The organism is Thalassospira sp. MCCC 1A02898 (assembly GCF_001618185.1).
In the GTDB taxonomy this organism is placed as follows: domain Bacteria; phylum Pseudomonadota; class Alphaproteobacteria; order Rhodospirillales; family Thalassospiraceae; genus Thalassospira; species Thalassospira tepidiphila.
In genome coordinates, this window is sequence record NZ_LPXK01000010.1 from 405,933 (window position 1) to 420,877 (window position 14,945).

Genomic DNA, 14,945 nt, shown 5'->3' on the forward strand with positions numbered 1-14,945 from the left:
GCACTCTCATGCAATCACATGCAGTGCCTTGTATTTGCAGGATTTTCTTAAATACCTATCCTTAAGAGAAATCGCTGTTTTACCCTTGCGCATCAGCAATCCCGAAAGGTAATCAATCTGATCCAACCTTCGAGGATACAATCAGTGCATGTAGCAATCTACGCCCGCCACTCAACGGACAAACAGGAAACCAGTACTCAGGATCAGATCCGCCGCTGCCGAGAATATTGCAGCGTCAAAGGCTATCAGGTTGCCGACGTGTTTTTTGATGAGGGCATTTCAGGTTCTCACATTGCTAACCGCCCTGGTATCGGCGCTCTTCTGGTCGCAGCCCTCAACGGACGATTTGAAGGTGTCGTTGCGGAGGATCTGAGTCGCATCAGCCGAGACCAGGCCGATACGGCCAATTTCTTCAAAAAGATGATGTTCTTGGGCCTTCCTGTTGAGACCGTCACAGATGGGGTAATCAACGAGCTGCATATTGGCCTGAAAAGCACCATGAATGCGCTCTATCTCAAGGATCTGTCGGACAAGACCCATCGTGGGGTGATCGCGGCTGTTCTGCGTGGCGGTGTGCCGGGTGGTCAACTTTATGGCTACGATCTTGTTCATGCCCTTGACGAATTTGGAGAACCTATTCGCGGCAAGCGCAAGATTAATGAAGAACAAGCAGAAATCATTCGCGAGATATTTGAATATTATGCCGAAGGCAGAAAGCTGAAACATATCTGCGACGATTTGAACCGACGCGGCATTGACTCCCCCAAAGGCGGAAAATGGGCCCCTTCAAGCCTTGTCGGATCGTTTGTTCGCCAAACGGGCATGTTACGCCAAACGCTCTATAACGGTGTCGTTACCTTCAACAAAATGCAGTACCGCAAACATCCGGAAAACGGCAAACGCCTATCAATCATGCGCCCGGAAAAGGAATGGATCACAGTCCCAATCCCCGAACTGACCATCATTGACGATGAGACTTTCACAAAAGTCCAGAAGGCTCTTGATGAACGATCCAGCAAGCACCTTCAGCGCAAAATGATACCAACCGTGATGACAGAAGAGGAGAAGCGCGAAAAATCCATTCGCTGCTCAAAGGAATGGCGTCGCAATCAAGCTGCAACGAAGAAGCGTGCCAATGCGGTGTTTGGCGGCAAACTCTATTGCGGGGAGCACGATCAGAAAATCACAGCGACCTATGCAAAGCATTATTCCTGCCCTGTCAAAGGCTGCGCGAACAGGAACCTTCACTATGACGAGATCATCAAGCTAGTGTTGGATGCCATCGCTGACCTCGACGAAGCAAAGATCATCGAGCATTTCGAGAGCGAGGAGATACAGCAAGTTCGCGCTCACCACGCACGCGAGATTGAACGCCTGAATCAGCATCTCGAGGATCTTCGCGCTAGCATCAACAAGGTTATCGATGCCCTGGGCCCAGATGCACGTTCAACTGAAATACGAGCATTTTTCGACGACAAAGCAGAACAGATCCAACGCAGGAAGCTTGATATCGCACATCACAAACGTGAGCTTGCTGGCTCCACACCGCCTAGAAAACTTAAAAACATTATCCAAAGACACCAAAATCTGGTCGCAAATTTGCGTGCCTGGTCTCGAGATCCTGAAGCCGTAGCTTGTATGCGCCAGATAATTGACCGCTTAACCCTCGACACTGCTTCACAGAAGAAAGGTAAAGCCATTTGCACAGCGGATTTCGACCTTCAATCGATAATTTCAACCAACAAAAGACCGTAAGGTCAGGAAATCTTCGCCTGAGATTATGCGTATTATCTTTGGTCTGCGTGTAGCATTTTTCTTGCCTGAAATAGACATAGCAAAAAATACAGCCACCCAGTCTGGCCAAATTCATACACTCTTATGGGTAAGTCATCTTTCAACCATTCATTCCCGTCTAAATGGTGAAACGCGGAAGGCACTGATGCCGAACGCAGCAACATTCGGCCCTTTCAAAAGCTCCCGTGCCATGCAGGAACTTACAGAAACCACAAGATACGACCTATGAGGCCGAGCACGTTAGTCCCGGCAATGATCACGAGTTCCGTCAAACGCTCATTCAGTAAAACCCGACGAGTTACTTTGCACTCATTTCGACCACTGTTAACCCTGACGCAAATCGTCTACCGTTCTCAGAGTAGTGGGTTGCCGAAAGCCTAATTCCCTCGATTGCATTATCGTCCATGGGAATTTGCCTTTTGGCGGGAGCGCCCATGATCAACGTATTGTCTGGGACGACTGCCCCTTCGGTAACAAGTGCACCTGCGGCGACCAAACAGTTCTTACCAATTTTGGCTCCATTCAAAATGATTGCCCCCATCCCAATCAGCGTATTGTCACCGATGGTGCAGCCATGCAAAGTAGCTCTGTGTCCGATTGTACAACCGTAACCGATAGTTAGAGGAAATCCCGGGTCTGTATGTAAAACAGAGTGATCTTGGATATTTGAATTCTCTCCAATGCAGATCAACTCGTTATCTCCACGAATAACAACCCCGAACCATACACTTACACCTCTGGAAAGCTCGACATTGCCGATGACCTCGGCGGAGCTCGCAATGTAAGATATGTCTTGGGAAATCCGTGGACGTTGCCCTTCAAGCGCATAAACCGTCATCGCATCCTACTTTTGTTAGGTTTATTCTGACTCTGAAACTTGATCGTCCGCCTGCTCTGCCCTAGCAATCGTAGACGGCAAACCATTCAAGAAGTGCTGTCTCGTTAGATCGGAAAGCAACTTTCCATCCCTCCCTGCCAACGCGGCAAACATCTTTGAGTGCTCAAATAGAGCCTCGCTCCAGCGATCTGTATCCAAGTTTGCAAGTGCGCGAGCACGCTCCACACGTGGGAGCAAAGTCTTCCACTGGCTTTCAAGAACTGGATTAGCAGCAATCTCCACTACACGACGATGTATTTGCTGATTGGCAGCCATATACGACTCGCGATCTCCTTTTGTATGCAAGTCTACCATCTGACTAAACAATCTTCCGATTTCAGCTATTTCATCGGAAGTAACCCGCAAGCAAGCCAACTCCCCAGCTAACCCCTCTAAGGCACCGAAAACTTGGTACAGATGAACAATATCAGGAGCGCGGAGCTTCGCTACAACCACGCTTTTATTGGGCAGCAGGTCAACCAAGCCTTCAGCAGCGAGTGTCCGAAGCGCCTCTCTGATCGGTGTTCTTGAAACACCTAACTCGCTGGATAGCTGCATTTCTCGCAAACGCTGCCCTGGCGGCAATACGCCGCTCATTATCATTCGCCTTAAGACCTCGACGGCTTTGCCATGAAGCTCACCTTTTTTAGGCACTGAGGCAGTTGGCATTTCTTGATGTTCTTCAATCGTTTCCATTCCCAAAACGTATACAAAAAAAATCATAAATCAAGAAATTGAGTACAATTTGTTACATTTTTTCTTGACCGAGCTATTTTTGTATACAAGATTGCCGTGGACATCACGTGGCACACCAAGATTAAGACCACGGAGATTTTGGAGGTTTTATGTCTAGAAGAGAATCCCTGCCGTTGCATCCCTCGGAAGAGCTAACTCAAAAGTCTGCAACCCTGCCTCTTTCAGGGCTGCGTGTTCTAGACCTAAGTCAGGTTATGGCAGGACCATTTTGTTGCATGCTGCTGGGCGATATGGGCGCCGACGTTATCAAGGTTGAACCGCCTCATAACGGTGATCAAACCAGGAAGTCTATGGGGTTCCGTATGAAGGGAACCGATAGCCCAGGATTCCTAGCCCTCAATAGAAACAAGCGTAGCATTGAGCTTAACTTGAAGTCAGAAGCAGGCAGGGAAGTCTTTTACGAACTCGTTCGAACAGCAGATGTCGTCGTTGAAAACAGTCGCCCCGGTGTCTCTAAGCGCCTGATGGTTGATTATGACACTCTTGAGAAGATCAATCCTAGAATCGTGTATGCAAGTATTTCGGGATTCGGTCAAAGTGGTCCTTGGTCGAAACGACCAGGTTTTGATCTGATTGCACAAGCTATGTCAGGAATGATGAGTGCGATGGGGATACCGGGACAGGAACCGATAAAGTCCGGCGTTTCGGTTGGCGACCTGGGTGCAGGCCTCTTCTCTCTATATGGGATTTTGAGCGCGATCATTGGTCGCGAGAAAACGGGCGAAGGGCAGTTCGTAGATGCATCCCTTTTCGAAGCGGCGCTATCGCTTTCGATTTGGGAAACAACTGAATTTTGGGCCCTCGGAAAGTCGCCCGCACCTATGGGGTCAGCTAATCGCATGAGCGCACCCTATCAAGCTTTCCGAGCCTCCGACGGCCTCTTTGTGCTCGGCGCTGCAAATCAAAAACTTTGGCAGGCGCTCTGCAAGACCATTGACCGGGAAGATCTTCTCTTAGACGAGAGGTTTGTTGACAACAAAGAGAGACTAAGAAACCGGCAGGCGCTTGTTGACATATTGAATTCAGTTTTTGTCAACGACACCGTTGAAAGCTGGGTATCCAGATTACTCGACGCTGGGGTGCCCGCAGGCCCGATCTACGATTTCGAACAATCTTTGTCCAGTGAACATGTAGCTGAACGTCGAATGGTGCAAGAGATGACGCACCCTGTAGAGGGGCACTTCAAGACACTTGGTTTCCCGGTAAAGCTCTCAAAAACTCCTCAAGAACTTCGACAACATCCCCCACTACTCGGAGAACACACCCACCAGATCCTCGATGAACTTGGCTTAGGGAACAAGCTCAAGGAGTTTGAGAGTCAAGGAGCATTCGGATGAGCGAGGGCAAAGTCACATTATCAGTTCAAGGTAACCGGGCTGTGATCACTTTTGACCGCCCCGACAGCCATAATGCAATGACGAAGACGATGTACAGCCAGCTCTACTCAATTTGCGTTGAGCTTGGACGTCGTGAAGATATCCGGGTTGCGGTTTTAAGAGGAAAAGGCGGAGCAGCGTTTGTTGCGGGCTCCGATATTAGCATCTTCGATACCTTCTCTTCGGGCCAAGACGGAATCGATTATGAAGCGGAGATGGAAGTGTACACGCGAGCATTGGAGGATCTGCCATTTCCTACCATTGCGGTGATTGAAGGCTGGGCTGTTGGCGGAGGCCTCAATCTAGCCGCAGTGTGTGACATTAGAATATCAACACCCAATGCGCGAATGGGAGTACCAATCGCCAAAACCGTTGGAAATTGCCTCTCAATCTTTAACTACGCTCGACTAGTCGCCGGTTTCGGTGCTTCCCGAGCCAAAAGAATCATGATTTTGGGTGACTTCATCGGCGCCGACGAAGCTCGTGCTTGCGGCTTTCTAACCGAGGTCGTGACTAACGACGAACTAGAAGACCGGGTTGACCAAATATGCAACCGAATTGAACGCAATGCCCCCATAACCATGCGTGTCAGTAAGCAAGCAATTGGGCGAGTACTTAAGGCGGGTATTGATCAAGAAGCCGAAGACCTCATTGCAGCGGCATACGGAAGTAAGGACTTTAAAATCGGAATATCCGGATTCCAGACGAAAACCCAGCCGCAATGGCGCAATGAGTAAGCAAAGATAGGAATATCCATGTCCGTCTACCAACACATTTTGCCCAATGATTCTGACAGGGCGCTATTGGTAACCCGAGTTTGGCGCCCCGAACTTAACGGGCCGTCTGTCGCAGTTTTGAGAGACAACATCTTAGTCGATATTACTAACCCCGAAACCCCAACAGTCAGTGCTCTGATGGAGAGAGACGATTGCGCCGACTTGGTCCGCGCAGCACAGGGTGAAAACATCGGAACAATTAGTGAAATCGCTGGCAACTCACGCAGTTGCAAAACCGACGATAAGCCTCGTTTTCTTGCCCCATGTGACCTTCAAGTTATCAAAGCATGCGGCGTCACTTTCGCCCAGTCAATGCTGGAGCGTGTCATTGAAGAGCGTGCGAATGGAGACCCCAACCAGGCTGCCTCAATTCGAAGAAAACTTATAGAAATTGTCGGCGACAACTTGAACAACGTGATCGCTGGATCTGAAAAGGCCAATCAAATCAAGAAGGAATTGGTTCGCGATGGTCTGTGGTCCCAATATCTCGAAGTCGGGATAGGTCCTGATGCAGAAGTGTTTACAAAAGCTCCAGTACTATCTTCGGTTGGTTGGGGGGCAGAAGTCGGATTGCACCCAAATTCGATTTGGAGCAATCCAGAACCAGAAGTAGTTCTCTGCGTAAACTCAAAGGGCCAAATTAAAGGAGCCACTTTGGGAAACGACGTTAACTTGCGGGATATTGAAGGGCGCTCGGCATTACTTTTGGGAAAAGCCAAGGACAACAACGCGTCCTGTGCAATTGGACCATTTATTCGTTTGTTTGATGAACATTACGATCTAGATGACGTCCGAACGGCCGAACTCGACCTGAAGATTGAAGGTGTTGATGGATTTGAGCTGAGTGGCCAAAGCTCAATGCGCGAGATTTCGCGAGATCCCATTGACCTGGTGTCCCAAACCTTCGGTGATCATCATCAATACCCGGACGGCTTCATGCTGTTCTTAGGAACATTGTTCGCTCCATCCCAAGACCGAGACACACCCGGAATGGGCTTCACTCACAAAATTGGCGACACCGTTCAGATTTCAAACCCCAAGTTAGGTTTGTTGAAGAACGGGGTCCAGTTCTCGACCAAGTGCCCAAAATGGCATTTCGGTATTCGAGCTCTTTTTGCAAATCTTGCGAAAAGAGACCTTTTAAAATCAGTTGCATAAAGTCGTTACCAATCGACACACCTCAACTGAAGTAAGAAAAATCACTATCTCGGAGGAAGAAACTATGACGTTCAAAAAGGCGATGCTCGCTATTTCCGCAGGGGCACTATTGTTTAGCATTACGGGCGCGAATGCGTCGGAATGGACACCTAAAAACAACGTTGAATTTATTGTTCCGTACAGTGCCGGCGGCGGAAGCGACTTGAACGCGCGTGCACTTGCCGAAGCGATCCGCGAAAATCAACTGATGGAGCAAAATCTCCTGATCTTGAACCGCCCTGGTGGGTCCGGCGCAGTTGGTAATACATACGTTGCAAGTAAAGAGGGAGACGGCTCGACAATTATGACCTTTAACTCTGGTCAGATGATGAGCACCATCTCTAACGATGCTGCCATTAAGTTGGAGAGCATCACTCCTCTTGGGACACTGGCACTTGATACGCTAATGCTGGCGGTAAAGGTTGACGCCTCAACTACAACCTTCGAAGAGCTTCTGGCGGCAGCGAATAAAGATCCCCTCAAGATTACCGTAGGAGGTACTTCACGAGGTAGCGAGGACAATTTAGTGTTTTCGCTACTTAACAAGCCTGCTGGTAAAACTCTTCAGTATGTGCCGTTCAACGGCAGCGCTGATGTCTTGTCGGCTTTGCTCGGGGGGCACGTAAATGCCGGTATTTTCAATCCAAGTGAGATCGCACCCCAAGTCGAAGCGGGCAGCGTTCGAGTGCTTGGCTCCTTTTCAGCTGAACGTCTACCGGGCGTATTTGAAGACGTTCCCACCTTCGCAGAGCTGGGGTACATCGAAGCTGTATTTGAAATGTTCCGCGGCTATGCAGGCCCGCCGAACATGACTCAGGAGATGATTGACTTCTGGAACGGTGTACTCGGTGGTGCAGCGCAGAGCGAGCAATGGCTTAAGGATGTCGAAGCCAAGGGTTTGATCCCTACCTACCTTGACGCGGAAGAAAGCAAACGGTTCTGGCAAAAAGAAGAACAACGCTACGTTGAACTTCTCGGTGAACTTAGCGGATCCAACTGATTTTTCCGATCCGCCGCTGCGACTGAATAGTAGCGGCGGATCCCTTCTTCTTCGAGGTAAAGATGTCCGACGCGAACAATTACATGACACATCGAGGACTACGACTGGATGTTGCCGTATCGAGCGTCATAGCATTCACTGGCGTAACATTCTCAGTTTTAGGAATTGTCCAGTACGGGGTATGGGAGAACAACGGTCCTGGACCAGGATTTTTCCCGGCGTTTTCTGGTGCATTAGCAACCATTACAGCAACCCTAGCCGCATTTCGAAAGCACAGGCAAGAAAGCGCTCGCCTAAGTTGGAAAGAGTTCTCTCCGCTAGCAGCCGCCATAAGTTCAGGCTTGATGGTGTCTGTAATCGGAATGACTGCGGCTATGACACTCTTCGTGCTTGCTTGGATCAGGTTGGTTGAAAAACGTTCTTGGCGCTCTGCATTCATAGCGTCGGCCGTAACATTTACACTGGTTAATATCTTGTTCGCACAGTGGCTTGGTGTTCAATTCCCTGACAGCTTACTCAATACAATTTTGCCTTCCGGGAGTTGAAATTTTGGAAACTCTTTACGCACTCATGGCAGGTTTTTCCACGTCATTGATGCCAAATAACCTTCTCGCTGCATTTATCGGTGCTGTGTTGGGCATCATAATTGGTGCCATCCCCGGTCTGGGCTCAGTGACAGCAATCGCTTTATTGCTTCCGATCACGTTTGGACTAGACCCAACAACCGCAATAATCATGTTGGCAGCAGTTTATTTCGGCTGCATGTTTGGCGGCGCATATAGTGCAATATTGCTAAACATACCTGGCGATGCGCCGGCTGTAATAACGGCTATCGATGGCTATCCGATGTCAAAAGACGGTAGGGGTGGGAAAGCATTATTTGCATCAAACTATGCGTCGTTCATCGGAAGTACCATCGGTATAGTTATCCTTACTTTCACCGGACCAATTCTTGCAGATTTCGGATTGATGTTTGGACCAGCAGAGTCCGGCTTACTGATCCTAGTCGCTTTGACCTCGATCGGTTGGTTGCTTGGAGATGACCCGTTAAAAGGACTAGCCTCAACTGCAATTGGTATCATGCTCGCAACAGTTGGCATTGGAACAACGTTCGGTCAGCCCCGCTTCACACTTGACTCAATGTATCTACTGAATGGAATCAGTTTCATTCCACTCGTGATCGGCATGTTCGGCTTCTCTCAATTGCTCGAAATGGCAGCGGCACATATCAAGCAAAAGGAAAATCCGGTTCAACTTGGCTTGAAAAGTTCGTTGCCGAGCAGGCAAGAGCTAAAGTCCTTGCTACCTGTTAGTATCAGGTCAGGAATTATTGGAACAATCACAGGTGTTGTTCCAGGAGCTGGGGCGACAACTGGAAGCTTCTTCGCATACCTGCTTGAAAAGCGCGTGGGCCGCAATGGCCCCGGAATGGGTAAGGGGGCTGTTCAGGGTGTGACAGCATCAGAAGCCGGAAACAATTCAGCAGCTGTTGGGTCATTTGCTCCCCTTTTATCCCTGGGAATTCCTGGTTCGGGAACTTCTGCTATTTTGCTGGGGGGATTGATGATGTGGGGGCTCCAGCCCGGTCCGCTCCTTTTCAAGAGCCAGCCCGATTTCGTTTGGGGGCTCATATCATCAATGTATATCGCGAATGTAATGGCAGTGATTGCTGCTTTTGCAATCATACCGTTCCTGATGCGGATTTTATGGGTTCCGGTTGCTTTCCTTATACCGATGATTGGCGTTGTATGTATCGTCGCCTCCTACAGTGTAAGCGGCAGCATGTTTGACGTTTGGCTGATGATGGGATTTGGGTTAGCCGCCTTCCTTATGAAATGCTCTGGATATCCCGCTGCACCTTTATTGCTGGCGTTTGTCCTGACACCTCGATTGGAAACAAGCATCCGCCAATCATTTGACATTTCTAACGGCGATCCCAGCATCTTTGTGTCCAGCACAATTTGCATTGTACTCCTATGTGTGTTCGCGATGATCACTCTCTCGTTAATCATGCCATTCGCATCTAGGGTTCTTTTCAATCGGTCAAAATAGCGGCTTCGACTGACTAAAAACTCAAGCATAACTGTATAGGTAAGTCGGCGATCACTACCCGTGTGACTGCGGGAGCAAGCCCGTCTTACCCGCAACTCGAGGGCAACAAAGTTATGGGCTCCTCCCTTCTTCCCACTCTTCGCTCGATTGTTGGATCGCAACACGTTCTTACTGGTAGTCGCTCTACGCGTCAGTACAGAAAAGGGTTCCGGTACGGCAATGGAAACGTGTTGGCCGTAGCACGGCCTGGATCCCTCTTAGAGCAATGGCGCGTCCTTCAGGCTTGTGTCCAAGCCAATGTCATCATAATTCTGCAGGCTGCAAACACTGGCATTACTGGAGGCTCAACGCCATTTGGCGATGATTATGATAGGCCGATAGTAATTGTTAACCTGATGAGAATTAGACGAGTAGATCTGATCAAATCCGGCCAACAAGTGATAGCTCTGCCAGGGGCAACACTCGACGCCCTTGAGAAAACTCTGCGCAAGATTGGTAGAGAACCTCATTCCGTTATCGGTTCGAGTTGTATCGGAGCAACAGTAGTAGGCGGTGTCTGCAATAACTCGGGTGGTTCTCTAATTCAACGGGGACCAGCTTACACAGAACTAGCACTCTACGCCCAAGTTGATGGCTCGGGAACCCTTCAACTCATCAACCACCTTGGAATAGAACTGGGAGATGAGCCTGAAGAAATTCTCCAGCGTTTGGACGAACAGAACTACAGTGAAGGTAACATCCTTTCTGACAACCAAAAGCGGGCTTCAGATCATGAATACTGCGAGCATGTACGTCAGATTGATGCAAACACGCCCGCACGCTTCAATGCAGATTCACGTAATCTTTTTGAGGCCTCTGGTAGTGCCGGAAAAATTGCGGTCTTTGCCCTGCGGCTAGACACTTTTCCCGCGGACAGAGATGTAAAAGTCTTCTACATCGGCACAAATTCCGCAGCAGAGCTACAAACCATTCGTCGACACATTCTAACCGAATTCTCAAACCTACCTGTCGCTGGTGAATACCTTCACAGGAATGGCTATTCTCTGACGCGGAAATACGGCAAGGATACGTTCTTGCTAGTCAAGAAACTAGGTACTGACGTGGTACCAACGGCATTTAGAGTTAAGAGCTGGATAGATGGTATAACAGAAAAGTGTGGCCTCGGAGCCAATCTAACTGACCGTGTTATCCAACTTGTCATGGATGTATTGCCAAACCATCTACCCCGCAGAATGAACCAATTCTTCAAAGAGTATGAGCACCACCTCATGTTAAAGATGAGTGGAGCGGGTGTCAGCGAAGCGAGACATTATCTAGATAGCATGTACCCATCTGATAACGGCAACTTCTTTGAGTGCAGTACCGAGGAAGCAGAAGATGCATTTCTTCACCGGTTTGCATTTGGAAGTGCGGCAGGTCGATACAAAGCAGTTCATCCGAACAAAGTCGAAGAAGTGTTGGCACTCGACGTCGCTCTCAGAAGAAATGAACTGGATTGGCTGCCGACACTTCCAAAAGAGATAGCACAAAAACTCCACTATCAGTCTATTTGCGGTCATTTTTTTTGCCACGTCCTGCATCAGGAATATTTGGTCAAGAAAGGTGAGGATGTTGAACAGCTAAAAACTGAACTGTTAGCACTGCTAGATCAACGTCAAGCAGAATATCCCGCAGAACACAATGTTGGGCACATTTACAAAGCGAAAAAATCACTTCGCGAATTTTATAAGCAACTTGACCCAACCAATACGTTTAATCCCGGTATCGGGAAAACCAGTAAGAATTTTTACTGGAAGTGACGCTGCGAGGCATTTTTCTCGTCAGCGACTATCGTATCCCCAAAACGATATGCATTTTAGATCGGCGAGTTGTCTCGGGTAATCACGCTTTTGCTTATCCATTCACATACACAAGGAAAAAACAGATGTCACTAACCGGTGAACTGTTCGTTGGACATGCACGTCGTCTGGGCGGCGGTGCCTCACATTTTGCGCTTTCCGCTGAGACCGGTGAGATGCTAGAGCCTCGGTTTACCTCTGCAAGTAACGCCGATGTTGAAGAGGTTTGTGAACTCGCATGGGAAGCATTCTCTCAGCTCCGACAAACTTCTAGCGAAGAACGCGCCAAACTTCTGGACACAATCGCGCAAAACATCCTTTCTCTTGATGCTGCTCTGGTTGAGAGGGCAACTCTGGAAACTGGATTGCCGCGAGCACGAATTGAGGGCGAACGAACGCGAACGGTGAATCAGTTGAGGATGTTTGCCCAAGTTATTCGCTACGGTGCATGCTTTGACATTAGAATTGATGAGGCTCAACCAAACCGTGCTCCTATTCCAAGCCCTGAACTGCGTATGCGAAACATTCCACTAGGCCCGGTGGTCGTTTTTAGCGCTTCCAACTTTCCATTGGCTTTCTCTGTTGCTGGGGGGGACACTGCCTCTGCATTTGCTGCAGGCTGCCCAGTGATTGTAAAAGCCCATTCAGCACATCCAGGCACATCGGAACTTGTTGCAGGCGCGGTCCAAGATGCCGTTCGGGATGCAGGTTTACCGAGCGGAACCTTTTCAATGGTATTTACCCGGGATCACTCGGTTAGCCACCAACTTGTCGCAGATTCTCGCGTTCGTGCGGTAGGATTCACTGGGTCAAGATCCGGTGGAAAAGCTCTAGCGAAAACAGCAAATGCACGCGAAGTTCCAATTCCTGTATATGCAGAAATGAGTTCTATTAACCCAGTTGTGCTTTTGCCCGGCGCACTTTCAAAGCACTCCGAGAAAATTGCAAACGAATTTGTATCTGCACTGACATTGGGTGCAGGTCAATTTTGCACTAACCCTGGTTTAATTATTGCTATTGATGGACCGGATCTCGAGGCATTTTTGACAGCGGCAACATCGGCACTCGAAGAAGTAGATGCTCAAACAATGCTCACGCCGAGCATTCATCAATCCTACTGTGAGGGTGTTGAACACTTCAAAAGCTACAATGACGTGGTCAAAGTGGCAGAAGGGCAATCTAACAAACGATTTGGAGGTCAACCGTTCTTATTTAAAACAACTGGCCGCGCTTTTTTAGCGAATAGGAAACTTCAAGAAGAAGTGTTTGGTTCATCGTCATTAGTCGTCGCCTGTAAGAGTCCCAAAGAAATTATCTCTGTATTGGAAAGCTTAGAGGGACAACTTACAACCGCAGTCCATTATGAAAACAGCGACGCTGACTTAGCGCGTGAACTAATCCCGTTGTTAGAGATTAAGGCTGGTCGTATCTTATTCAACGGCTTCGGAACAGGTGTTGAAGTCGCGCATGCAATGGTTCACGGCGGACCATTCCCAGCGACCTCTGATGGCCGAACCACTTCCGTCGGAAGCAAAGCAATTGAACGCTTTATGCGTCCAGTCTGCTACCAAAACGTACCCACTGAACTATTACCCAAGCAGTTGTTCGACTACGAACTGACGCCAGCAATGGTCAATGGCAAGCTAACCCTGCCTGCCTAAAATTGCCCGTCGTACCGGTCAGTTTTCGCGAACTGACCGGTACATTTATATCCGATGCATTAACCTTGCCCTTAAGCTTACTCTAGCTCTGCGAGTTTTCAGTGACTTACTTTGAAGGGCCGTTCGACCTTTAAATGCGAAAAGCGCCTCTATGGAAGACAAGTAGATCCTGCTTACATTTTAGACCAAGAGTTCACCCGTGCGTATCCACAGAACAGATGCGCCGACGGTTCTCGTAGAGCAAACTAACTAAGTAAGGCTCACCCCCTCAATTGAAATGCCTCTGCGTTCTGCATGCAGACATATTTCAGAAAGCAAATGATTCTTGACAGAATCTCGCACGCAACAACTATTAGTTGATAAAAACAGTACATTTTCACACATCGTAACGTTAATTTTACTCAACCACGCCCGCGGATTTCGACAACCGGGAAGCTCCCTTTTCGCAACGGCGTGGCATATTTCCCCCCAGACTGTCGGAGAACTTTGCTCATACAATTCTTTTTCTTGAGAGTTTTTTTCAGCTGGTGGTTCGTTTGCCTGCAGATCGTCGAGAGCATCCAGTAGCTCTAACCTTGAAGGTCTTTTTCCCTTCTGTCGTAAACTATTCAGTTCCAACCTAACGGCATCAACACCAACGCGATCAATCGCCTCATTCACCCGCAAACAAGCATTCGCGAACGTCCAGGGATCAGAACACAGTCTTTGCCACTCCCTTGCTAAAATCAGACGTTGATCATCGACGGCAGGAAGGACGCGTGCACCTGCGCCTGATGCAACGTTTACCTGTTCCCTTTCATCCGTGTTTTCTTCTTTATCCGTGTTCTTCTTATTAGAACCGGCATTTGGTGCCGGTTTAACACCGGAACCAGATGCCGGTTTAAGGGAACCAGATGCCGGTTTAGAACCAAGACCAACCAGTTGATAAGAGTTGCGATTGCGAAGTCGGCCAACAGCTCGGCTTAGCTTGGCGATCAACCCAAGTTCGTTCAAACGTTTAAGCGCCTGACGCACCTTGCGATCAGACAGGCTTGTCTCGTTGGCAATCGTTTCGATCTTGGGAAAACATGCTTGAGTGCGATCATTGACGTGGGATGCCAGAACAATGGCAACGCAGATCTCGGCTGTCGTTAAATCAGGATGATGAAGTATCTTGGTCTGCACCCAGTGCCAACGGGCAATGGCAGATGTTCCGATGCATGCAGATTGCGCTACAACAGCTCTGGTTTGCGCTTTGGAATATGAAGATGTCATACCTGGTATCGGCCAGAGTTCAAGCATCGCATTTGTTCTTGACAAAGCGATCCCGTCGCCTAAACTCGACCTCAGATTTCTAGAGGGGCCAAGTTTAAGCCTTTCCAAGAACCCGCTGCGCCAACAGCGGGTTTTTTATTGCCTAAATTCTTGAAAAGTCTGGGAATATGAAACTCGGTTGCGCCGCCTCCTCTTGATGAGGGTATGCGCCCGAACTTTTTCTCTTGTTTCGCGAATCCGTCGAGTCTATATCTCAAAACTCAACGGATCGGAAAGAGTGGTTGCGGGGGCAGGATTTGAACCTGCGACCTTCAGGTTATGAGCCTGACGAGCTACCGGGCTGCTCCACCCCGCGTCAGTGGGT

At 48.8% G+C, this 14,945-nt stretch carries 12 protein-coding genes and 1 tRNA gene; 9 read left to right on the top strand and 4 right to left on the bottom strand.

The window, feature by feature from the left end:
• Window positions 1-144: 144 nt before the first annotated feature.
• A complete protein-coding gene (locus AUQ41_RS10975) occupies window positions 145-1,755 on the top strand; it encodes a recombinase family protein (protein WP_063088460.1) in 1,611 nt (536 codons plus the stop codon).
• A 337-nt stretch (window positions 1,756-2,092) separates the two neighbouring features.
• On the opposite strand, the gene AUQ41_RS10980 is transcribed toward AUQ41_RS10975, so the two are convergent.
• The gene (locus tag AUQ41_RS10980) at window positions 2,093-2,632 is read right to left on the bottom strand and encodes a gamma carbonic anhydrase family protein (RefSeq protein WP_063088461.1); all 540 of its coding nucleotides are present in this window, start codon (window positions 2,630-2,632) and stop codon (window positions 2,093-2,095) included.
• 21 nt (window positions 2,633-2,653) lie between these two features.
• The gene (locus AUQ41_RS10985; RefSeq protein WP_168173434.1) at window positions 2,654-3,367 is read right to left on the bottom strand and encodes a GntR family transcriptional regulator; all 714 of its coding nucleotides are present in this window, start codon (window positions 3,365-3,367) and stop codon (window positions 2,654-2,656) included.
• A 149-nt stretch (window positions 3,368-3,516) separates the two neighbouring features.
• Between AUQ41_RS10985 and AUQ41_RS10990 the strand changes: the two genes are divergently transcribed.
• The 8 genes from AUQ41_RS10990 (at window position 3,517) to AUQ41_RS11020 (ending at window position 13,327) form a co-directional block, all read left to right on the top strand.
• Window positions 3,517-4,764: a CaiB/BaiF CoA-transferase family protein gene (locus tag AUQ41_RS10990; protein ID WP_063088463.1), complete on the top strand. Its 1,248-nt coding sequence runs from the start codon at window positions 3,517-3,519 to the stop codon at window positions 4,762-4,764.
• Window positions 4,761-5,540 carry an enoyl-CoA hydratase gene (locus AUQ41_RS10995; protein WP_063088464.1) on the top strand — a complete coding sequence of 260 codons (780 nt, stop codon included), beginning with the start codon at window positions 4,761-4,763 and terminating at the stop codon, window positions 5,538-5,540. The genes AUQ41_RS10990 and AUQ41_RS10995 overlap by 4 nt, the downstream gene beginning before the upstream one ends.
• 18 nt (window positions 5,541-5,558) lie before the next feature.
• Entirely contained in the window at window positions 5,559-6,737 is a 1,179-nt protein-coding gene (locus AUQ41_RS11000) for a fumarylacetoacetate hydrolase family protein (protein ID WP_063088465.1), read from the top strand.
• Between the two features lie 64 nt (window positions 6,738-6,801).
• Window positions 6,802-7,776: a tripartite tricarboxylate transporter substrate binding protein gene (locus AUQ41_RS11005; RefSeq protein ID WP_063088466.1), complete on the top strand. Its 975-nt coding sequence runs from the start codon at window positions 6,802-6,804 to the stop codon at window positions 7,774-7,776.
• 83 nt (window positions 7,777-7,859) lie between these two features.
• Window positions 7,860-8,321: a tripartite tricarboxylate transporter TctB family protein gene (locus tag AUQ41_RS21355; protein WP_369813534.1), complete on the top strand. Its 462-nt coding sequence runs from the start codon at window positions 7,860-7,862 to the stop codon at window positions 8,319-8,321.
• A gap of 4 nt (window positions 8,322-8,325) precedes the next feature.
• Complete coding sequence (locus AUQ41_RS11010; RefSeq protein ID WP_198155631.1) at window positions 8,326-9,828, top strand: tripartite tricarboxylate transporter permease; 1,503 nt, start codon at window positions 8,326-8,328, stop codon at window positions 9,826-9,828.
• 113 nt (window positions 9,829-9,941) lie between these two features.
• Window positions 9,942-11,627 (top strand): D-lactate dehydrogenase, encoded by a 1,686-nt coding sequence (gene dld, locus AUQ41_RS11015; RefSeq protein ID WP_063088468.1) that lies wholly within the window; start codon window positions 9,942-9,944, stop codon window positions 11,625-11,627.
• 125 nt (window positions 11,628-11,752) lie between these two features.
• On the top strand, window positions 11,753-13,327 hold the full coding sequence (locus AUQ41_RS11020) for an aldehyde dehydrogenase (NADP(+)) (protein ID WP_063088469.1): 1,575 nt from the start codon (window positions 11,753-11,755) through the stop codon (window positions 13,325-13,327).
• A 249-nt stretch (window positions 13,328-13,576) separates the two neighbouring features.
• Here the strand turns inward: AUQ41_RS11020 and AUQ41_RS11025 are convergent, their stop codons facing one another.
• Together AUQ41_RS11025 and AUQ41_RS11030 are read right to left on the bottom strand one after the other, a co-directional pair.
• Window positions 13,577-14,608 carry a helix-turn-helix domain-containing protein gene (locus tag AUQ41_RS11025; protein ID WP_063088470.1) on the bottom strand — a complete coding sequence of 344 codons (1,032 nt, stop codon included), beginning with the start codon at window positions 14,606-14,608 and terminating at the stop codon, window positions 13,577-13,579.
• Window positions 14,609-14,859: 251 nt separating this feature from the next.
• Window positions 14,860-14,936, bottom strand: a tRNA-Met gene (locus tag AUQ41_RS11030).
• Between the last annotated feature and the right edge of the window lie 9 nt (window positions 14,937-14,945).

What these genes read in the sequence shown, in the direction of transcription:
- dld (WP_063088468.1), top strand. Translation starts at nt 9,942, where the DNA reads ATGGGCTCCTCCCTTCTTCCCACTCTTCGCTCGATTGTTGGATCGCAA.
- AUQ41_RS11005 (WP_063088466.1), top strand. Translation starts at nt 6,802, where the DNA reads ATGACGTTCAAAAAGGCGATGCTCGCTATTTCCGCAGGGGCACTATTG.
- AUQ41_RS10990 (WP_063088463.1), top strand. Translation starts at nt 3,517, where the DNA reads ATGTCTAGAAGAGAATCCCTGCCGTTGCATCCCTCGGAAGAGCTAACT.
- AUQ41_RS10985 (WP_168173434.1), bottom strand. Translation starts at nt 3,367, where the DNA reads ATGGAAACGATTGAAGAACATCAAGAAATGCCAACTGCCTCAGTGCCT.
- AUQ41_RS21355 (WP_369813534.1), top strand. Translation starts at nt 7,860, where the DNA reads ATGACACATCGAGGACTACGACTGGATGTTGCCGTATCGAGCGTCATA.
- AUQ41_RS11000 (WP_063088465.1), top strand. Translation starts at nt 5,559, where the DNA reads ATGTCCGTCTACCAACACATTTTGCCCAATGATTCTGACAGGGCGCTA.
- AUQ41_RS11020 (WP_063088469.1), top strand. Translation starts at nt 11,753, where the DNA reads ATGTCACTAACCGGTGAACTGTTCGTTGGACATGCACGTCGTCTGGGC.
- AUQ41_RS10995 (WP_063088464.1), top strand. Translation starts at nt 4,761, where the DNA reads ATGAGCGAGGGCAAAGTCACATTATCAGTTCAAGGTAACCGGGCTGTG.
- AUQ41_RS10980 (WP_063088461.1), bottom strand. Translation starts at nt 2,632, where the DNA reads ATGACGGTTTATGCGCTTGAAGGGCAACGTCCACGGATTTCCCAAGAC.
- AUQ41_RS11025 (WP_063088470.1), bottom strand. Translation starts at nt 14,608, where the DNA reads ATGCTTGAACTCTGGCCGATACCAGGTATGACATCTTCATATTCCAAA.